The organism is Hungatella sp., assembly GCF_046966825.1.
In genome coordinates, this window is the sequence record NZ_JBKVCZ010000115.1 from 1 (window position 1) to 20246 (window position 20246).

Annotated in this window: 22 protein-coding genes and 1 tRNA gene; 5 read left to right on the forward strand and 18 right to left on the reverse strand. The window is 45.0% G+C overall.

Annotated features, from left to right (window positions below; genetic code table 11):
- Positions 1–130: 130 nt before the first annotated feature.
- The 7 genes from ACLTD4_RS25650 to ACLTD4_RS25680 all read right to left on the reverse strand — a co-directional run bounded on the left by ACLTD4_RS25650 (position 131) and on the right by ACLTD4_RS25680 (position 8823).
- A complete protein-coding gene (locus ACLTD4_RS25650; protein WP_006773337.1) occupies positions 131–3232 on the reverse strand; it encodes a VirB4 family type IV secretion system protein in 3102 nt (1033 codons plus the stop codon).
- A 31-nt stretch (positions 3233–3263) separates the two neighbouring features.
- A complete protein-coding gene (locus ACLTD4_RS25655; RefSeq protein ID WP_006773338.1) occupies positions 3264–4640 on the reverse strand; it encodes a C39 family peptidase in 1377 nt (458 codons plus the stop codon).
- A gap of 1 nt (position 4641) precedes the next feature.
- The gene (locus tag ACLTD4_RS25660) at positions 4642–5718 is read right to left on the reverse strand and encodes a hypothetical protein (RefSeq protein WP_006773339.1); all 1077 of its coding nucleotides are present in this window, start codon (positions 5716–5718) and stop codon (positions 4642–4644) included.
- Positions 5719–5733: 15 nt separating this feature from the next.
- Positions 5734–6444, reverse strand: coding sequence for a hypothetical protein (locus ACLTD4_RS25665; protein WP_006773340.1), 711 nt, complete (start codon positions 6442–6444; stop codon positions 5734–5736).
- Between the two features lie 40 nt (positions 6445–6484).
- The gene (locus ACLTD4_RS25670; RefSeq protein ID WP_006773341.1) at positions 6485–6874 is read right to left on the reverse strand and encodes a hypothetical protein; all 390 of its coding nucleotides are present in this window, start codon (positions 6872–6874) and stop codon (positions 6485–6487) included.
- Between the two features lie 240 nt (positions 6875–7114).
- Positions 7115–7666 carry a hypothetical protein gene (locus tag ACLTD4_RS25675; RefSeq protein ID WP_006778122.1) on the reverse strand — a complete coding sequence of 184 codons (552 nt, stop codon included), beginning with the start codon at positions 7664–7666 and terminating at the stop codon, positions 7115–7117.
- Between the two features lie 2 nt (positions 7667–7668).
- Positions 7669–8823, reverse strand: coding sequence for a MarR family transcriptional regulator (locus tag ACLTD4_RS25680; RefSeq protein ID WP_006778123.1), 1155 nt, complete (start codon positions 8821–8823; stop codon positions 7669–7671).
- Positions 8824–9122: 299 nt separating this feature from the next.
- Between ACLTD4_RS25680 and ACLTD4_RS25685 the strand changes: the two genes are divergently transcribed.
- Positions 9123–9199: transfer RNA gene (locus tag ACLTD4_RS25685), tRNA-Arg, on the forward strand.
- Positions 9200–9432: 233 nt separating this feature from the next.
- On the opposite strand, the gene ACLTD4_RS25690 is transcribed toward ACLTD4_RS25685, so the two are convergent.
- Entirely contained in the window at positions 9433–10944 is a 1512-nt protein-coding gene (locus tag ACLTD4_RS25690; protein WP_006773345.1) for a tyrosine-type recombinase/integrase, read from the reverse strand.
- Between the two features lie 8 nt (positions 10945–10952).
- On the reverse strand, positions 10953–11165 hold the full coding sequence (locus ACLTD4_RS25695) for a helix-turn-helix domain-containing protein (protein ID WP_006778124.1): 213 nt from the start codon (positions 11163–11165) through the stop codon (positions 10953–10955).
- Positions 11166–11408: 243 nt separating this feature from the next.
- Between ACLTD4_RS25695 and ACLTD4_RS25700 the strand changes: the two genes are divergently transcribed.
- On the forward strand, positions 11409–12110 hold the full coding sequence (locus ACLTD4_RS25700) for a helix-turn-helix domain-containing protein (protein ID WP_006778125.1): 702 nt from the start codon (positions 11409–11411) through the stop codon (positions 12108–12110).
- Positions 12111–12166: 56 nt separating this feature from the next.
- Here ACLTD4_RS25700 and ACLTD4_RS25705 read toward each other — a convergent pair whose 3' ends face one another.
- Positions 12167–12349, reverse strand: coding sequence for a ribbon-helix-helix protein, CopG family (locus tag ACLTD4_RS25705; RefSeq protein ID WP_243009717.1), 183 nt, complete (start codon positions 12347–12349; stop codon positions 12167–12169).
- Positions 12350–12454: 105 nt separating this feature from the next.
- On the opposite strand from ACLTD4_RS25705, the gene ACLTD4_RS25710 reads away from it, so the two are divergent.
- The 3 genes from ACLTD4_RS25710 to ACLTD4_RS25720 all read left to right on the forward strand — a co-directional run bounded on the left by ACLTD4_RS25710 (position 12455) and on the right by ACLTD4_RS25720 (position 14004).
- A complete protein-coding gene (locus ACLTD4_RS25710; RefSeq protein WP_006773349.1) occupies positions 12455–12931 on the forward strand; it encodes a hypothetical protein in 477 nt (158 codons plus the stop codon).
- A 49-nt stretch (positions 12932–12980) separates the two neighbouring features.
- Positions 12981–13400 (forward strand): hypothetical protein, encoded by a 420-nt coding sequence (locus ACLTD4_RS25715; protein WP_006773350.1) that lies wholly within the window; start codon positions 12981–12983, stop codon positions 13398–13400.
- A gap of 157 nt (positions 13401–13557) precedes the next feature.
- The gene (locus ACLTD4_RS25720) at positions 13558–14004 is read left to right on the forward strand and encodes a hypothetical protein (protein WP_006776313.1); all 447 of its coding nucleotides are present in this window, start codon (positions 13558–13560) and stop codon (positions 14002–14004) included.
- Positions 14005–14266: 262 nt separating this feature from the next.
- On the opposite strand, the gene ACLTD4_RS25725 is transcribed toward ACLTD4_RS25720, so the two are convergent.
- The 8 genes from ACLTD4_RS25725 to ACLTD4_RS25760 form a co-directional block, all read right to left on the reverse strand.
- Positions 14267–14908, reverse strand: coding sequence for a hypothetical protein (locus tag ACLTD4_RS25725; protein ID WP_006776314.1), 642 nt, complete (start codon positions 14906–14908; stop codon positions 14267–14269).
- Between the two features lie 70 nt (positions 14909–14978).
- The gene (locus ACLTD4_RS25730; protein ID WP_006776315.1) at positions 14979–15170 is read right to left on the reverse strand and encodes a hypothetical protein; all 192 of its coding nucleotides are present in this window, start codon (positions 15168–15170) and stop codon (positions 14979–14981) included.
- Between the two features lie 374 nt (positions 15171–15544).
- Positions 15545–16270, reverse strand: coding sequence for a TraX family protein (locus tag ACLTD4_RS25735; protein ID WP_412331659.1), 726 nt, complete (start codon positions 16268–16270; stop codon positions 15545–15547).
- Between the two features lie 352 nt (positions 16271–16622).
- Complete coding sequence (locus ACLTD4_RS25740; RefSeq protein WP_006776318.1) at positions 16623–17033, reverse strand: plasmid mobilization protein; 411 nt, start codon at positions 17031–17033, stop codon at positions 16623–16625.
- Between the two features lie 322 nt (positions 17034–17355).
- On the reverse strand, positions 17356–17907 hold the full coding sequence (locus ACLTD4_RS25745) for a hypothetical protein (RefSeq protein WP_006776319.1): 552 nt from the start codon (positions 17905–17907) through the stop codon (positions 17356–17358).
- 180 nt (positions 17908–18087) lie between these two features.
- The gene (locus ACLTD4_RS25750; RefSeq protein WP_006776320.1) at positions 18088–19143 is read right to left on the reverse strand and encodes an AAA family ATPase; all 1056 of its coding nucleotides are present in this window, start codon (positions 19141–19143) and stop codon (positions 18088–18090) included.
- A 495-nt stretch (positions 19144–19638) separates the two neighbouring features.
- Positions 19639–20085 (reverse strand): hypothetical protein, encoded by a 447-nt coding sequence (locus ACLTD4_RS25755; protein ID WP_412331660.1) that lies wholly within the window; start codon positions 20083–20085, stop codon positions 19639–19641.
- Between the two features lie 26 nt (positions 20086–20111).
- Complete coding sequence (locus ACLTD4_RS25760; RefSeq protein ID WP_412331661.1) at positions 20112–20237, reverse strand: LytTR family transcriptional regulator DNA-binding domain-containing protein; 126 nt, start codon at positions 20235–20237, stop codon at positions 20112–20114.
- Positions 20238–20246: the final 9 nt, after the last annotated feature.

Consider the following 20246-nt stretch of genomic DNA (forward strand, 5'->3'; position numbering starts at 1 on the left):
ATAGCGGAGAGCAGTACCGCCCTGCTTTCATCTGGTAAAGCAGCCAGATATGTTCTTTACACCACTCCGCGGCAGTCATATAGGATGAGAATGAATGTATAGGCGTCCCGATGCCGGAACGCCTATGAAGCTACTGTAATATAAGGTTTTCCTTCCTCTTGCGGTCAACAAGCTCCTTCAACTCCCGCCTGTCCGTTGTAATCAGTTCCTTTTCCAGATGACTGGCCTTAAATTCCACCATAATATTATTGTTATTGGTGCTGATTAATCCGTGTCCCCGTTCAAAGTGCGTTACCTCCATGGTTTCGGCGTCTGACAGGTGCAAAGATTCCTGTACGCGCATGGCCTCATCGTCCTCCAGGTTCAGAATGATTTTAGTCTTAGAGTTGTTGATAATGCCCTTTCCGAACCGTCCTTCGTCCAGATTAAAAAAGTCGTTTAAGTCCTGGCTGGCACAGACCGCAGAACCGCCATAACCGCGTATGGTTTTAAATATTTCCAGTATAAAATCACCGGCCAGCCGCGTACCCGTAGCGCCGGCGCCGGAAAGAAGCTGCCAACACTCGTCAATGAAAATAGCCTTCTCCTCCGTCCTGTTTTCCTTGGCCCTGTCCCATACGAAATCAAGCGCCACGAACATTCCCACCGCCAGCATGTCCCCTGTAAGGGAAGAAATGTCTAATACCGTATACTTGTTGTCTAAGGATACGTTGGTGGGCTGGTTAAAGCTGCGGGCAGAGCCATTTACAAGGCGGTTGATGATGTTTGCCAGGCGCCTTGTATCCTGGGACTGTTTAAGAAGCTCATATAATTCCCCCAGAATTGGCATTTCCCGATAGTTACCCGGCCGTTTTGGATCCTCCAGAGAAGCATTATCATGGGTAATGCCTCTGGCGTTGTAGGTGCGTATCAGCGCATCGTCTAAGAGCTGCCGTTCCTCGTGGGTCATATCGGGAATCAACAGGCTGAAAAAAATATGCAGCCGCTGGATTTTGGCAGCCAGCTCCGACAGGTGGATACTTGGACCATCCAGTAAGTCATTAACTGTGTGGTCGATCCGCCGGATCTCCATGATATTGATACAGTGGGGGCTGGCCGGAGAAATCTGGATAAACTCCCCGCCTACATTGGCGCAGGCCCGGTGAAACTCATGGGCTTTAAGAGGAGCCAGAATAAAGACCTGAATCCCCTTCCGTCTCATTCTCAAAGCCATGAGCTGCATGGTAAAGGTTTTGCCTGCCCCGCTGGTGCCAAGAATCGCTATATTGGCATTTTTATATACTGCGCTGTTAAAAATATCCGCAATAATAAGAGAACTGTTATATTTATTTACCCCCAGCAAAATGCCATTATCATCACACATTTCATAGCTGGTAAAGGGGTAGCAGCTTGCGGCGCCCTCTGTCAGAAGGTTGCGTTTACTCTGTTCATACAGCTTTTTCTCCATAGCCGCTAATGGCAGAGAGGTAAGAAACGCCTGCTCCTCCCTGAAGTGGCATGTATTGACGCGCATATCCTGGGAGAGCAGCAGCTTCTTCATTTCACTGACCTTCCATTCCAGATCATCTTCACTGTGGGCGGTAATGGTAATCAGCAGATTCAGGAAATAAAAGTCCTCATTGCCGGATAACCCCTCTTTTAAAAAGTAACCGCTGCGGATCGCGCCGTCGATACTGTCAAAATCCGTGTTGGTATCGCTGGCGTCCTTTAGCTTGGAGCGGTTAATACGAAGCTGCTGTCCCACCTTCTGGACAATCCTCTCTTTGGGCTGACGGGTAAGAAACATATCTAAGTCAATTCCGTCACCGGCGTTCACAATGAGGCTAAGCCATCCCGCAGGAACCTGCGGTTTAAAGCCGTCAGAGGGAATCAGCAGGTAGGAGTAATAAAGACCATCAATACAGACAGAGCGGCTGCGGGTGAAGTCTATGCTGGACGGCGCGAAAAATTCATTAGCAGGAATGCGGTCAACATCGCTTTCCCGCCCATTTTCCATGTACTTTGCAATTACCTCCTGCACCCGCTCAGAAAGCGGCTTAACGGCGCTCTCATTGCGGCACAGCAGGTTATAGAGGATATCCACGGTAAACTCGTCCTCACTGTCAGGTATGATAACCTCGTTCCCGCATTGCCGCAGGTAATTGGAAGCTGTGCGGACCGCGCTTTGTAAACACCCGATGGCTTCCCCCTCCTCCTCGGAGCGCTTGGTATTAGACCAGGGCTCATACTCAAAGATAAGAAAAAAGCGGCGTGTAACAGCTTCACGGGAGCCAACCTGCTGTACAAATTTCAGGTAATCCTCCTGCATCAGCCGGCACTGTTCATTGGTTTCCGTCGCCATCTCGCACCGCACCGCGTCCATATGGCGGGAAATGTCCGCCCGGCGGGTCAGAACCTTAAACTGCAGCTTAACCGGACTGATTTTTAAGTAGGAGATGAAGGAATAGATAATACTCCGTTGTTCCCTGGCGCTTCTCAGCATAAAGTTGATAGGCACAACTTCAACCACCTTGATATAGCGGTGATCCTTGGTATAAATAATGCCGTTTTCAATCTTGGTGATTGGAAAATAGTCAGCCACAGGATTCAAGCAGGAAAATGCTGGTTCCTGGGTGCGGGCAGCTTTCTTTAAGTGAGGCCTTTGTTTGCCATGATGTTTCTGTTTATCAGGCTTTGACTTTACGGTCCTTTTCCGCTTAACCCCTTTGCAGGGCCGCAGCTTTTGCTTTATCTTATATTCTCGTATTTCATCAAATTCTGCCGGAAAATCAGAATCAGCCAGGGTGCGGCGCTTTTTCTCCATGCTTCCTTTTGCGGATTTTTGGGCCTTTGCAGTCCTATGATCTTTCATGGATTTAGCGGCCCTTACCCGCTTTTGCTTTTCCAATTTTTGCTTTTCCGATTTGGGAGAGACAGTATCATTGGAAGTCTCTTTCCCCACAACCCGCCGGTTCTTTAAAAATTTAAGAAATATCATTAAAAAAGAGGACAGGCTTTCTCCAGATATGCCAATAAGGGCAAGGAGCGCCAGCGGCAGCGCGGTTAAACAAAGCACAATGATTCTGGCAGTCAGACCGAAAGGGAGGAACAGGAAAACCGGCAATCCGATGGCAAATGCCAGGATGCCGGCTTCAATCACGTTGCGCGCTTTAAACATACCGCCGAAAAAAGTACCGGTTTCCACGAAATTCGGCGGTATAATATAAGTATCGTGGTCATTCTGATTGTTCATTGATAACCTCATTTCTTCAGCCGTCAGGCATTTATCCGATAATCCAGAAGGGGCCACCGGCAGCAGCCCGGCGGCTGGCTTCATTTAAAATAATTGATAAATCCCAGAGCTGATTACTCCGTTTATAGCTGCCTGAGTCAGCTACCATAATTTTACCGTCCTGAACTCCCCGCAGAACAATAAAATGTCCTGACGAGGTAAAATGTCCCTTAGCCATAATCGCCACCACCAGCTTTCCTTCCGACAGGGCGTCAATAATTCGCTGGGGTTCCGAAGCGCTGCAGCCGGAAACAGGAAGCCCCCAGGCTTTAGCTGCTCCCGGAACGAGCGCGTGGTAGGAGCCGCTGCCTTTGCACCAAAAACCGTTTTTATAGGCCCAATCCGCCATTTTTGCAGGGTCAACAATTTCATCGGTGAGAGAAGAAACCACAATCGCCATAGCGCTGGGGCCACAACCATAACTTCCAACATGGTCCGTCCCATAAGGTTTACCTGCGTATCGCTCGTCCATCTGGTTAAAATAGACAACCGGGGTGCCACCGTCCGCAAACCGGATATCCCCCAGAGAAGGAATACTGTTTCCGTTCCATGCTGACAGGTTTTGCAGCATACCATCCCCCAGAAAAAGGCTCAAATTGGAAGCATAATCAGCGGCCAGCTCCTTCTGTTCATCAGTCAGCTGAAAAACATTGTCCGCAAAATGAGCTTCCCCGTTGTAGGAAATGGTATAGACCATCCATTTTTCAGTGACCGTGCTTTTTTCGTTGGTATCAGGATCGGTCTCCTCCCTGTCCCGAAACTCCTCTTTCCGGGTAAAAGAATAAAAGTAGCTTTTATTTCTACGCAGCACAGCCTCCATATCGGATAGAGATATGGTTCTAAAATCTGAATTCCGTGCCGCACAATATTGTGATATGAATAAATTCGCGTTGTAAACCGGGGCGGAGGCGTAAGGATTATGTACCTCCATCTCATCACCGTCCGAAGCAGCAAAATCCGCATCTATGCGTGCCATCACATCGTCCAGCCCCTCACTTAGAATCTGATTGATGGAAAAGGTTATGTCATTTGCATTCTCAATGACCGCCTGTTCATCATTCAGGACGGGAAGTCCATCGGTTCCGGAAGAGCCGGAGCCTGTCAAGCCGCCAAACAGCAGACCAGGGAGCATTAACACAAACAGAACCGGAAGCATAACCAAGACAGCGATAGCCGCAACAATCTTACCGATATGCCTGCGTCCGGCCAGGACAGCGCCGACAGCGGCTCCGTATGGCCCGCCGACAGCGGCTCCTTTTGCGGCGGCTGATACGGCTTTTCCTGTTTTAATTGCCCCGTGTATCGCCTGCGCTGCTGGAGCTCCTGTCTCTACGGCTTCTGATAATCCATTTTTTTGTTCTTCAGCCATTCTATATCCTGTCCTTTCTCTGCGGGGGCGGCGGGAGCTTCTTTACAATAGATTCGTTGTATGCGATAGAGCCGTCCGACGCCATGTATGGTGATTTCTCGACAGCATCGGCGGCGTACTGTTTATACCAGGAAGCCCCGTCCGCTGTCTGGATAGTGGTATAGCTCCCTGATGGAGCAGTGTACTGGGCGGTATGATACATGCCAAAGGCAGCGCCCTCCGGGTATTCCTCTGAAACTTCGGTTCCGGTAATACGGCCGCCGCCAATCTCCACATCGGAGAAAGAAGGGATATGCTCTGCGCCTTCCCCCAAAGCGGCATAGCCCATATAAGATTGAAGGGCCTGGGCTGCCTTTTCTCCTGTCATGGAGCCGGAAGCTGCGATACTTCCAGTTGCAATGGAGCTGATTACGCTGTTGGCGAAGTTCCCGCCTTTACTGACAGAAGAAGCGAATATTTGACCGCCAATTCCGCCTGAATCTTTTCCAACGCCACCGATCCCGCCAGGCGTTCCGGTCTCGGAGGAACCAGTAGCCGCCCTGGCGGCTCCATTCTGTATGGACCGGCTGACAACACCAGCAAGCCCACCGCTCATGAACCCGCCCATAGCGCCTGCAGCTCCTGACTTGGAGCCTCTGACGGAATTAGTATGAGTGGAGCTGCTGCGTCCGCCCCCGAAATGACGGCTGGAGGCATTGCGGACTGTGGACAGTCCCTTTGTGGCAATCATGGCTTCCGCCAGCATACTTCCCCCGGTATGTCCCACGTTGACGCCCAGACTTGCCATAAACGAATCTATCTTCTGGGATATTTTCAGGAAGCTGACCGCACACAAAAACCAGATCAGCACATTTCCAGCCACGGCTTCCTTCCCGGCCGAATCCACCTGGGCCTGTACATCACTTTCGCTAATAGCGGCAAAAGCCGGTTGGCAGGATAAACAGACCAGCAGCGCTACCGCCAGGACGCCCACCAGAAACTTACAGACAGCCGGGCACATGGCCGCGTCATTGAAATTGCTCGCCTTCCCGCTCGTTATGAACCATAAAAAGCCCTTTCGGGCATACTCTTTTTTCACTGTAAATAAACCTCCTTATACAGAGAGTGGATTGGCTATAAATGCGCCAACCATACTTGTAAAGAGCCGCAGGCACCAGGCGTTCATAATCAAAAGAAACACCTGTCCGCCCAACATACGGCACCATGACTTAAAAATGTTTGATGTAGCCTGGGCGGCTCCCATGGAAAAGGCCACAGGTGCAGTATAAACAAGCACTCCCAGCAGGATATAGCGCTCCGCAGCCTCAAAAAGCAGCTTTAAATAATTCCACGCCAGAATCAGCACCAGAACCAGGGTTATGAGAGCAACCGCGCCATTGGCGCAGACGCCGATGATAATCAGCATTACGGAGTTAAAATCAGCAAAGCTCAGAGCCGGAAGTTCGGAATCCAAAATCCAGCCATAAGGGGTTCCCCCGATTTCTAGCACCGTATTGACAATATTATCCGAAAAGTATGCTAACAGGATAAAAAGAACGGACCGGATGGTGAGCTTTACCGGATCTTCTGCTTCGACTCCTGTGCCAAGTCCAAAGTTTTTAAAGAGCTGCCAGACCAGATTGAGCAGTATTAATCCGATGGATAAGGCCACAAATACGTGATACATGGTTTCGGCGGCGGGAAAATAGCGCAGGAACACGGTCATATCGCAGCCAAGCGCACCTAAGACTGATGTAGTCACCAGGTCGAGGCCATTCATTACCTGTTCTGCAATCCATTCCACAATGCCGTCTAAAATCCCCATAATAGAATCACTCCCTTCTAAAATTCACCCGGCACCGGAATCAGCCGGTCCACTTTCCATCTGCGAAAAATGGGGTAATGTAAGCCATAATAAAACCCAACCCGTTTATGATGGCCCAGCTTAAACAGATACGTTTAAGCCACGCCCTGCTTTCGTCCACGGTTTTGCCGCTGCGGGAAAAGTTCATCATCAACAAAGCAACCGAGGCTGTTACAATAGCCGCCACGGTAGAGATAAGCACAATCTGGTTGTACACATCCTGCATGATTTCCTTGGCTTTTGTCCACACATCAGCCGCATAAGCGGGTTGGGAATACATGACGGATAAGCATACGGCCAGATAAGCGCAGTATGCCGCTTTCCGGACAGGGAAACGATACCTGCGCTTTCCCATCGGCTCGGGCGGTTTTGCTGTTTGGGATACAGTCATTTTTTTCAATTTACTGACCTCCTAATTTGATTTTGAATACCTGTAAAATGGAAATGCCACATTGAGTAAAGGTTATCCCAACGCGGCATTTTCCTGGCGGTACAGCCATTTGGGCATGAAAAAACACCTTTCGGAAAAGGTGTGGATTCAGCCCGATTTAATTTTAGGTGCAAGTTTGAGCATATTCATTTTAACACATCGGGATTTACGGCGAAAGGGCAGAACTGTGCCAATGTTCTCTCAATCCTGTGCCAATTTTTTGCCATGGAGCTGATCCGGGAAAAATTGTTCCAGAATCGCCATACTGTCTTTGGCGGTATAGCCCCACAGGACTGAACTCAGTGCGTCGATAGCTTCCCTTCGGCGCCGGTAATAGGTTCGGAAGCTGATATCACGGATATGTGGGCGCAGCTTTTCGATAATTTCGTCCACATTGCGAAGCTGCTGGGGGGATAAAAAGGAGTAGTACAGCAGCCAGTAAAAAGATTCTCCATTTTTGTGCTTTGTGCGGAGAAGATCAATGGCCGTATCCAGCAGCTTGAGCATTTTGTGGCTCTGTTCAATGCATTGGGCATGGTGTTCGATTGCGCTGCCGGTCAAATCCGCCCCGGCTAAGTAAATGGAATCCAAAAATTCTTCAACGGCGTTTCCGTATTCAATTTCAAATGTGTTGCGGACTTGCTGCACAGACAGTTCCAGGCTCCATACGACATCACGGTATTTTTTCAGAAGTGTCCAGGTATTGTGGTACAGCGGGTTATCAGCATGATTCAGTTCATTCTTTTTTTTCATTCTCATTTCCTCCTGGGTTCCATCTCCGCACAGGGAGAGAGCGTAAGTTCAAAGGTACAGACCTGTTTACCATCACCGCAGAGGACAGCCAGACCAATGCGGGATTCAGAAATTCCTCGTGCGCGGATTAGAGACTCTTCCATGCAGGCGTTTGATAAAGGATATAACTTATATTGGGATTTGGGACATTCAAAGCACGGAATCCCTTGTGCAGACAGGACTTTCGCCATCTGCCGGAGTATGATTTCAATGTGCGCTTTTGAAACGCTGGAAAGCTCATTTGAGACGCAGACATTATATTCCGGCACAGGCTGATTATCCCCGGATTCTGCTTCATCGGGCAGCTCCAGCTTAATATTCAGTATCATGGCAACCTCCTCTTTATCTATCATGACGTCTGATATCTGAAACATGGTGGATAAGTAGCTTTGAAGATAAATCACATTGCCATGGCGGCCAGGGAAGGTCAGCAGAGTGAGGTATTCCAGATCGGAAAGTCTTTTTAAGACCCGTCCAACAGTAGCTTTAGAGATCCCCCACCGGGCGGACAATTCCGTGTAAGTTACAAGAGGGTTTCCGGTGCCGTTTCTAATATAGACTACCGGACCGACATCAGAGCCGTCCACCTGCTCATCGTTGTAGACCGTAGAAATCCATAAGTCCAGCGCAATGTCCATTTCAGAGCAGCGGCTGGTACTTAAAAGCTCCATGGCCGTGGAGACAGGCATAAAAAAGAAGCCGGTGTCCTTTTGGCAGGGGCAATTATAATCCAGGACAGTATTATGCTTTTTCCAGTCCCGGATTTTATATTTGATTACCTTACCACGGTTAAGCTGCAGGAAGGATATCAGGTGGAGGCTTTGGAGCTTTTCCAGGATATTGACGGCCTGGTATTGGAAGCGGGTGCGGAACCATGCTGCCAGCTCTTTTGTGGTACAAATCCACTCGCCAGGGTAGATGGTATAGCTGATCCCATCTATGTGGCGGTACGAGGTACGGAAATTGGCAAAATTACAGAGTACCACATAATGAAAAAGACCGGAGCCTTCACTTGCGCGAAAGCTTCGGTCATCCATAAGTGTACGGACAAATTGGCGGTATATCCGGCAGCGCGGATAGTCCACGATCTGCTTGATTTGAAGTTGATATTCTGACATAGATTCTCCTTGTTAAAAAGTATAATTTGCGGTAATATGGGATAAGACTCAGGTGAACCTCGAACCTATCCTTTTCAACTATATTGTAAAACTGCTAATATTTTGCTAATACGACCAGCAAATATCATCAGCAGCGTGGTGGAACAAGGAGCGCTCTGGAAGAAAATAGAAGTTCAAAACCTTTGATTTTATTGGAACAGGAGAGACAACAGGGACTGTGCGATTTCCCTGTGGAAATGGACTTTTCAACTCCTAAGCGGTTGTTCAATCCTCACTATTTACAATTTCATTTGATATACGCGCCAATAGCTCAGCTGGATAGAGCGTCCCCCTCCTAAGGGGAAGGCCGGGGGTTCGAATCCCTTTTGGCGCGCCAGATAATAACGCCGAAAGCCTTTGTTTTCAAGGGTTTTCGGCTTTTTTATTGAGCAGTAAAAGAAAAAATAATCAAGCTTCGCTTGGAGAGGTTTTTCTCTTTTATTGCTGCAAGGGAATCATGGTTCGGGTGTTTCGTATCGCTTATATTATACAGTAAATTCAGTGGTTTTGTACAGTAGCTAAATATTTAGGTGATTAACGGCGTTAAATACGGTTGGTGTCGGATGACCTTTAATTGCCCGAATTGTTCTTCTCGTACATGGCGATAGCAAACTCAAGCATCTGTTTTCCGGCTGAATCAGAAGCCACTTCCTCAAGCTTTTTTGCAAAATCTTCATCTGCCAGAGAGATTGTCGCTTTGGATTCAGAATCCGATTTGCCGGAGCGACTAAGAAACTTTCCAATCGCTTTCGCTGTATCAATTCTTACGCTGTCCTCCGGCGTTTCGTAATAGTCCTGTATCGTGCTCAACTGACGATGGGCGGTATCCTTAGCCAAGCTCACATAGTCATGCTTGTTATAATCAAGTTTTTTTGTGATTGAGAAATGCCTTAGGCTATACAGGTCTACTTTTGGAAGTCCTAAAGGCTCATAGAGTGAACGGAACATATCATCGGCGTATTGTGAACTGATATGCGTACCATCCTCGTGAGCAAATATCAAATCATCATCAATGTAGCTGTCTCCTGCAAGCTGCTTATGCTGATTCTGAACAAGCCTGTAATCACGGAGCATGAAAATGACTTCCGGCGCTATATAGATTCTGTCCGTCTTTGCTTCGATTTCCTTTTCCGTCTTGGTAACATGAAAGACCGCACGTCTTTTTGCATCCGGTCGAGTGCTACGAACTTGGTCGAATACTTTGAGAATCCCCCGACCATTTGTTTCTTTAATAAATTTCTCAGTGCGGTAAGTCAACTCCTTGTAGTTACGAATATAGGACGGTTCATGCTTGTCCTCGTTATCGTATACATCAGACCATGTTAAGGCAAGACATTCTCCAATACGGCTGCTCAATGCCACCATAAGGCTGATTAGAAGCTTGAGCTGTGGATCGGAACAGTTATCATACGCAAAATTAAACTGTTCTTCTGTCCACACCTCACGCCTGCTTGACTTCGGCTGCTTTACAGTCACACCCAACATGGGGTTTTCTGTGATAAGCTCCAAATCATCCGTAGCGTACTTAAATGCTCGGCTGATGATTTTCTTGCAATCATAAACAGTACGCTGTGATACCCTTGCCCCATTTGCCTTATGATTCCCGTTGGCTTGCGGTAATTGAAGCATATCCTTGAAGCCCTGTCTCATATCGACACGGGTTATTTTCCATATAGGGAATGAACCAAACACGGGAACAATGTAATTACGAATCTTACCGATATTCGCTCTGTAAGTGCCCTCGTCCCATCCATATCTGTCTCCGATGGTATGTAAATACTTAGTATGTTCGGCATAGGCGTACAAGAGTTGTTCAACGGTTTCTATCTCCGTTTTATCAACTTTTGAAGCTACTGTTGTGCCCTTGGCAGCCTTATGCTCCTTTTCTCGGAGCAGAAGATAGGATAAGAACTGATTCTTCGCACGTTCGTTGTTCACAGTCTCGGTGGTCTGGTGTTCCTTGCCTTCGGAATCAAGATACCCATAGCGGATGCGCCAGTTGTCATTGGTAGCGTTAATCTTGGTGGGTTCGCTATGCCACAAATACTCAGCTATGTCTTTCTTCTTAGGTTTTCTGCCCATAACATCCGTTAGAACTCGTTCGGATGATTGTTATACCAATCTTCAAAACTGTTCTTGTCGATACGAAGATATTTCCCCACCATGAATACACGAAAATCATTGTTTTTCTGATGCTTTTTGATAAAGTTGCGGACACTTTCCTCTCCGACACCATAGATGTTCATAATGTCCTGCACAGAGTAGTTGCGACACTCCATGATAGACTGGGTTACTCCTGCCATAGTATTCATCTCCTTTGTTATTACTGGTTAATGCGGCTTTGCAACACAGTATAACGTTAATGTTATATTGTGTTATATTCTTATATTACTCCTGAGTAGTGCCGTTGTCAATACGGTTGAAGCAAAATAGTTACGTTAATAGCGTTTTTCATTCGAATGCGAATGGTTAATCTTGATTTCCGGCTCAAACGATGGTATTATCTGAAGTGTATTGTTGGGGCAACACAGTTGGGAGGAAAACAAATGGGTTTGTGGGATAAATTTCGAAGCGATAAAAAGTCTGGAAGGTATCTGGGAACAGGAACAAAAATTCGAAGAATCCGTTCGCAGAAAGATACAACTGTTGTTGAATTGGCAAACGCTTTAGGGGTAAATGAAGCCGCTATAAGGAATTATGAAATTGGATATAGACAAGCGTCCCGAGATAAATTAGAACTGATTGCCCAAAGGCTCGGTGTGCCAGTAGAAACACTCATTGACCGCCAGATCGACAGCTATAACGATGCCATACACATTTTGTTTGAACTGTCCGAGAAATATGACCTTGTGCCAATCGAACTTCCGCAAGAGCCTAAATACGCTATCCAGACAAAGGATGAGACAATTCTTCAAGCGTTACAAGCATGGTACAACGAAAGGCGCAAATGGGAGAACGGGGATATCACACAAGCCGAACTGCAAGAATGGACGGACACATTCCCTTTACAGTGCGAAGAAAACGAACCTCCGGCAGAAAAAGTGGAATCCCGTTATACAGACTTTGAACGCATTCTGGGGTTGAAATCCTCGTTAGAGCAGTTTGATATGATTGTGAATGACAATGTAGAACTGATTGAGGATTGCATTGCTCATAAGGACTATAAAACAGCTCGGGAGCATTTGAGAACGCTTAAAGCCACCGTCCACACGCTGTCACAGGTGGATATCAAACGATACGGAAAATAAGAAAATCACAGGCGATTCCTATTGCACTACGCAAAGGAGCTGCCTGTGATTTTTTGTTATTTGGGTTCGATGGAGCAGCGGTCTAACGAAAACTCCAACAGTATACCAATCAGTTCATTTCGGCTGCGCCCTGTCTGAGCCGATATTTCATCAATGCGCTGCACAACGTCCTCTCTGATACGAACAGAAAAGGTCTTATAACCGTCATCCCCCTTGGGACGTTTCGGATGAATTATCAATTTTTCCTCTTTCATGCTAAATCACCTCTATGTTAGATTTTATGTTTCCATAGATGTGATTTATATGTTATAATTTATGTTATAAATTATATTGGAGGGATTGAAATGAACTCGGACGAATTATATACGCTGAAAAGTATGGTGCTTGATAACTATGAGCAGTACCATGACGGCCTTAGAATACTCTTAGAAAGCGATAAGGGGCTTTTCAAGGCGTTTGGACAGTCTCCCCGTACAAAGTACCTAAAGACGGAGAACTTCTACCTAACGTCAAAAGAACGTCTTACATACATGATGGGATTTATTGATGCCTTAGCTTGGCTGACAAGACAGGGAAAGTTGGTGCCGGATACATTCCCTACAGATATCACAGGATTCACAGACCCGGAGGAAACCCCGGAAGAACGTGCAGAATATTTTGAGCAACGATACAAGGGCTTATCGCCGGAACAGCGTGCCGAACTGGAAGCGTTTGATAAAGAAAACGAAGAACTGTGGCTTGAACAAGTCGAAGAAAGCATTAAAGAGAATAAAGTAATCAATAATCTGATTCTGCGTTTTATTACAGGGGAAGATTTTTGATTTAAGATTACACCGCCAGAAACAGAAAATTGAATTTGCGGAGGTATATATGAGCAGAATTACAACAAAAATCTTAAAAATGATAATTTTTTTAGGAATCTTTGCTTGGTACGTATATAGCCAGTTCCAAAAAGGAGGGGCGATTTTTTCATTAGAAATAATAGGTGCCGGTCTTGGACTTGCCTCTTTAGCCTATATAAGCTTATCGCTTTATGGATTTATATTAGATGTATCAAAGAGGTATCTCCTTGCATTTATAATAACGGTAGCGATAGCGTTGTTTGTAAGTTTTAAAATAGATGGAATTATTGCTTCTATTCCTTGGCTGAGCGAAGATGGATTTGTATTTATCATAATTGTTCTGACAGTTCTCTGTGTGGTTCGGGATGTTAAGACAATACGAACAATATCACAAATTCAAAAAAGCAGTGTAACACAAACAAATTCTACGGACGAGCGTAATACATAAAAAATTCTACAGCCATGAGCAAAACTCCGATTTACTCATAACGACATACAACATATAGCACTATCAAGCTCGATACAGCGGCATATGGTGGTATCAATGTTGCAAAACCTGCGTTTTGCTCATGGCTGAAAATTCTATTCTTGCGAGGTGATTCATTATGAAAGATTACAACTATAATGAAAATAGAGAAGAACAGAGTGCAAGGGAGATTGGCAAGAAATTTGCAGAGTTGGGTTTTGGCACTGTTATGACAGATGAAGAATACGCAAGGTCAGAAAAACGAATTGAAAAGTCAGAAAAAAGATATAAGTTTTTCGGTTCTGTTTTCAGTGAATTGAGGACGATTATTTACACGCCACTTTCCATTGCGTTTCATGCGGTTTCCTATGTCGCAAAAGGAATTGGTTACATTTCTTCTTTCGGACTGATTGCAGGAGTTTACTATCTGTATCAGTCTTTTTGTGCTTTCAAAAGCGGCGTCCCATTTGGAGAAATTGGAGAATTTACAAAGGCAGTAGGCTTCATTGTTTTTCCTTTTATCGCTTATCTGGTAAGCTATGTTTCGGAAAAAATCTACACCTACTTTGAAGAAAATGCGTACTAATACCAAGGTATGCCCGACAAAAGCTCTGCATTAGCTTTTCGAATATGATAAATAACAAGAGCACCTCTGCACTCAATTGAGTATAGAGGTGCTCTTTGCGTTTGCGTCAGCAGTTAAAGTGAAATCAATACGTTGACAGTTTATCGCTGGTAAACCACAAACGCAACCATCATCCCCAAAAGCTGTTGTGTGCTAATCGGCAGCTTTAAACGACTTTATTTTGATACAATTAGTTCGTAAAACTGGAAGTTAGATGACAAAGCTATTTGATAAGCCACCGTTCCCCGTTTGGCATAATACGAATATCACCCGGAAGTCTCTCCAAAATCGCTCCGTCTCGCAGAGAACGCACCAGCGTCTCCTCCCGATAGTCCGGGTCTTCGTACCAAATATTGAAATAAAGGTCATCCCCCTCCCGAAAGTTAAAAGATTCCCTATCATTTATCGCAAAGCTTATTTTCTCAGGCCAAATCATCTCAAATGTCCCGTCATTTGGCTGCCGTGTCAGCGATAATGGAGAGGTATGAAGGATGAGATTATAGCAGTCTTTCACTGTGGACAGAGGCAACCTTGCCACTTCCTGCGTTTTCTCTTGTTGATGTATGAACCGAAGAATATATATCATACTTTCTGCGAAATTCACTACCAGCAGCACAATAGCGCCTTCATCATACACGGGATAGCCAAGATATTGACCGTCCACAGGCGGCACAGGCTCATACACTGTACCGTCCGGATAGTGGATAAGATACAAGCGGTTACTCCGCACATGGTGTCTCTGCCGGAATAGTTCTTCCGCTTCATAGAGATCGCCGTGAATATAGTCCGTTGCCCAGTACCATTCGTCGGTTCCTCCCTGAACAAGCTCCATATTGGTCATGCCATGTATGTCAACGGTCTTCATTAACGCACCTCCCGCTTCACAAATATATACTGCTCAAATACGTCTCGTTCATAGTGCAAGTTAAGCCTGCTCACTCATCAAGGACACATTTCCCCTTTGTACCATCAGCATTCATATAGTATCCATCTATAATGGTGCGATAGCCACCGCCAAAACTCCACTCATTTTTCTCAATGAATGCAATAAATTTATCAATAACTTCATCCATCGAGACGTCTTTTGGAATGGTAATGCAGCCTTGAATTTCAATTTCTTTTGTCATCGGAAGTCCCTCCCGGAATCAGCATCGTCTTATTTCCAAACAATAGAATGATGGCCTGTTAGGATACATTTTATCGGGCGTATTCCAAACATCGGCGTGGTCAATTTCTTTGATATGCTATGTTGAGTATATAAACCCACACCCCTCTGGCTTCGCCTTGACCGCTAATCTTATCAATAGAGTTTTTCCACCTTTGGTAAAGTATAGCACATTATACTTTACTCCGTAAAGTCATGTGCAGGGGATACTCCCCTTGCCCCCTCTTGGGGCTTTGCCCCAAACCCCACACTCGCCGTGTGGCAGGGGAATAAGCCATTGCTTTTTCCCCTTTGGGAAGTGTTACACTCCACTCCGTCAAGGTCGGGTAGTATAAACTAAATGTTTAAATATATGCGCAAAAGCCCTAAGATTAGAATATGTACTGGATAAAAGAAATAGTTGAACCATTTATATTGTTTGCCTCTTTCACCATTATAGGTTAGAGTCATGCCAAAACCTATAAATGAGTAAAGTTCTTTTATAATTGATATATATCCCAGGCCAGCACCAAGGAGAGGTTTATCATAGAATATATAAAAGAGATAGGCAACGACTATTGCGTGATAATCATAATCAAGATTTAGCTCCATAGATAGAAACCCAAAAAATGCTACAATCAGGATTGATAAAGCATACCAAGGATATTTATTGCTGATTTTATCTTTAAGAATGTCAATAATCCAAATTGTAACAAGGCATAGCGCTAAGGTAAACATTATATTGTTCCAATATGGAGAGAAACAAGTTTTTGATGTAAACAAATCAAAAGGCACTTCTGATATTACACCAAAAATTAAAAGCATAATCAGATATTTCATTCTGTTGCTAGTTTTGAAGAATCCCTCTACAAGCAAAAAAACAAACAGCGGGAATGCAATTCTGCCCAAAATAGAAAATAGATTGGACAAATGTAATAGAAAACCTTGTCCATTTAAATAAGGTGTTATTAAAGCGTTATTAACATGATCTATTAGCATAGATGCAAATGCCAAATACTTCAGTTGTGCTCCATTGAAGATCTGGAGCTTCTTTAATTTTGTCTGGTTGAACCTTGTATCCATAATATCCCCCTCTAATAATTAAATGTTACTTTATCCTCTGTGCAAATCGTCACTGTCGCAAGTAGCCAAAAACTCATATATGCGTATCTCTTTTTCAATCTTACCCTGTTACATCAGCTTCTTATAGCTCTCTGCCATTACCGAAAAACCATTCATCTTTCACCCTCCTGTGTCGCTTATTGTCGAACTTCATGCTCGTTTGCCCTCTGACCTGTGCGTTCTTGACCTTTAACACTTTCCATAAAAGGACAAAGGAGGGATATCTCAAATATCGATTTGTTGGTTTCATTTTATCATATAGCATCATCATCTTACAAGCGTATTTTCTACCATGGTTAGAAAACAGAGATTATTATACACTTGAGGAATCGTCCTTTGGCATCAGTTCCAGAATCTTTTTATACCAGAGTTTTTCCTCTCCGTTCTCTCGCAACGCAAACTGACAAAACAGTGTCATTAACTCAAAATATTTTGTTTGGAGTTCTCCCCAATCCTTATTAGAAGAAAATCGAACAGCATTTGTGTTATAAGCAATTTGATTGACATTGTTTCCAATGCGGTTCACTTCGTAAATCAACTGCTTTGCCTGGTCTCTATCCATGTGCCACTGCTTACCCGTCAACGATTCTGCAAGAATCAGTTTTCTTAAATATTCCGATTTCGATAAGCCGTACTCAAAAGCATTTTTTGTGAGCATAGCATTTTCCTCTGGAAGCAAAGTAAAACGGAATTGCTCTGTGCGAACTCTATCTTTTTCAGCCATTTATTACTTCTCCTTTCAAAACTTCCTCACCGTGAGGAAATTACAAAATTGTTCGTCAGTGGTTTTAGTTTTGTTGTGCCGTCTGTGGGACAGTCATTTTGCCGTTTTGCAAAATGGTACAGGTGGGGGTATTAGGGGGCGTTGCCCCAGTGCAACGGCTAACAAGTGGGAAAATGACACGAGTGGGTACATTTCCCCTATGCTTGCTATTGCAAGTATAGGGAGAATAATGGACAACGAGTGGGTACAATTTCCCCATGCTTGCTATATGCAAGTATGAGGGAATGGGTACATTTTCCCCCTGCTTGCTAATAATGTGTTGCTATGGATTTTCGGGGTCGAGAATTGTATCAAGCTGCGATTTCCACGCCATAATATTTTCGATTTCTTTTTCAAAAACATAGGATTCTTTTTGACGTTTTCGCTCCAAAAATTTGCCCCAATAATAATCAATTTCTTTCTGCAACTCATTGATATACTCTTGCAGTTCGTCCCGTTCCTCAGCGGAGTATTCTTCGGCATCGGCTGTCATTTCCGCCATTTCTTTTTTATTGCTTTCAAGTTCATCCATCAAATCAATATAATCGTCCAAATCCCCCCACAGCAGCAAAAATTTCAGAAATGTATCATCCGAAAACATGGCAAACCAACAACGCTGATACCACTGTTCCGCATACATCCGTTCATCACTTCCGTTGGAATATGTTCCGTCTACCAAATCCCCGATGAAGTTCTCCAACAGCTCTGAAATTGTCAACCCACCCTCGCCGGATTTTTCGGCAAGGCGTTTCACATCTGCATTGGAAAGATTCACTGTTATGGTTCTTGGTTTTATGGTTTCAATCTCAATTTTTTGTGAACTGTAATCTCTCATTTCGTCTCCTTTGCTTATAAAATAGATTGATTTAAGCTGAGGACAACGGCAACTACGGGTGCGCCGTTGTTTCCGTTAGGATAAGCGGTAGAATTTTGCCGTTGTCCTCAGAAATCCGACTACGGGTAATTTTTCTTCATCGTCCTATGAAAAACAACGGTGCTGGCGTAGTACCCGTAGTTACTTGACTTCGATATAGTCAAGGGTTATCCATTTTTTCTTGTTATGGAATGCGCTCACATAAGAAACCCCATAGATCTCTCTCAGCGAATCTTGCGCTGCTTTCAAGCTCTTTGAGAACACAGCAGCACTGTAACTAACAAGAATCGGCTCTCGTGCCTGTAAGTTTGTCAGCAGCTCTGTTGCCGTCCCCTCCCAATGGTGTGCTTCCTCTGCTTTGACGAAATTAACGATAGCGTGTAAGAACCGCTCCTTTTCATTGACAACAGATTCGTCACGGGTGAGCTTGTTCCAACGGCAGGATTCTTTGTCAAATTCAAGGGCAAATTCAAAGGCTTCGGTATCACGGTTGGAAATGGTGAGATTGGCTCTGGTGTCGGTGCGCTTGCTCTTTGTCAGCACCCAGTTCCCGTCTGTTCCTCCTGCCATGCCCTCGCTGCCGGAAATCTTGCTGATATCATCATCGTGCTTGCCTTTGTTGGTGTGCGTGAGCGCAAGGATGGTAAGGTCAAACTCCATGCTTATCTGGCGCAGGATGTTGGTAAACTCCACGTCCCCGGCATAGATGTTTTTTACAAACTCATTCCCTCTGATATGTTGGAGCGTGTCAATGACCACCAGTTTGATATTGGGATGCTGCGTTAAGTAATCACGGATATCTTCCTCAACGCCGGAAGTGATGCTGTTTGCCTTTAAAACGAAATGGATGTTCTCCATACCCTCATAGGCTTCAAGCATCTCAAAACGGCTCTGTAAGCGTGTTACGGTATCTTCCAGACCGAGATACAAGACCTCGGACTGTATGGCTTGATAGCCCCAGATTTGCCCTCCACTGGCAACAGCGTAGGATATCTGCTCGGCAAGCCACGATTTACCCACTTTAGCACCTCCGGCGAGGATAAAGAAACCGTGCGGTAAAATGGTACTGATGGTGTAATGAAGCGGCGGCAAGTCCATTTCCATCAAGTCTTTTCCATTGATGGATTCAAAGCGGCTCTCCTTTATTTTTTCTTTTATCGCTTCTTCGGTTCTCATATTTGTAGTCGATTCATTCATTGCGAATACTCCTTTGCGTACTATTGTATTTTGAGATTCGCCATGCTATAATGTGGTATATTGTATTTCATAGCATGGTCTGAGCTTCTGTGTATTTGCCTATACAGAAGCTTTTTTCATGTAAAAAGAAAACCACAACTTCGATAAACGAAATTGTGGTTTAGTGAGTGATATTTTGTAGAGACATCAAGCTATTTGTACAGTTGCGTTTTTAAGTATAAGCCGTGATAACCAGTTTTAATCGGCTTGATGTCTCTATAATCGTCACGGAGAAAATACAGAAACCGGGCACTAACGTCACGAATCCGTTACAAAACGGATAACCCGGAAGCCTCGATTTGCCTCCTAAGCGGAAGGCCAGCGGTTCGAATCCGCTCAGGAACGTTATACAAAAAGTCGAAAACCTGTAAATTCAAGGTTTTCGGCTTTTTGTTATTTGAAAATGTAGTTTGCCAAACATGAAGAATAAGACGTGAACAGGAGCTGTCCCGAATGCTAATTTCCATTCTTATATAGCTGTAATTTCTGATTCAACTGCTCGGTATCTTTTTTCAATGCTACGTGCATGGCGAACCACATGGCGGCCAGGCCGCCTTCCAGAAACAAAAGGAGTACTATGGCCGCCCATCCAGGAATTCCGGAGAACCAGTCAAGGCCAGGGTTCCACCCGATAAATCCAGTATTACATACCAGACTCCACAATACAGTCCGGCGGACCATAGCGGAGCCCTCCCAGATGCCTTCTTCAGGGAAAATCCAGGTTTCCAACAGTGCAATTGCAAAACAGACAAGCATCATTTCCAACAGGGTCGGAATTGTGATGGACCGTTCTCCCATAAGCCACTTTACGAAACCATTCGTTGCGATCAGTGCCAGCGTATAGATGGCCATATGAAATTTCATTTTGATTCCCCAGGTATAAAATCTAATAAATTCATTCATAAGTGTTCCTTCCTTTCTTCTTTTCTTTACAATCCCAGGCGCTCTCTGAGAAGCGGGGCATAGTGGCGGGAGACCAGCAGCTTTTCCCCTGTTTCCAGCACGGCTTCAATTCTCCCGGCAGGCATACTTTTCAAGCTGCGTATATGGTGCAGATTGACAAC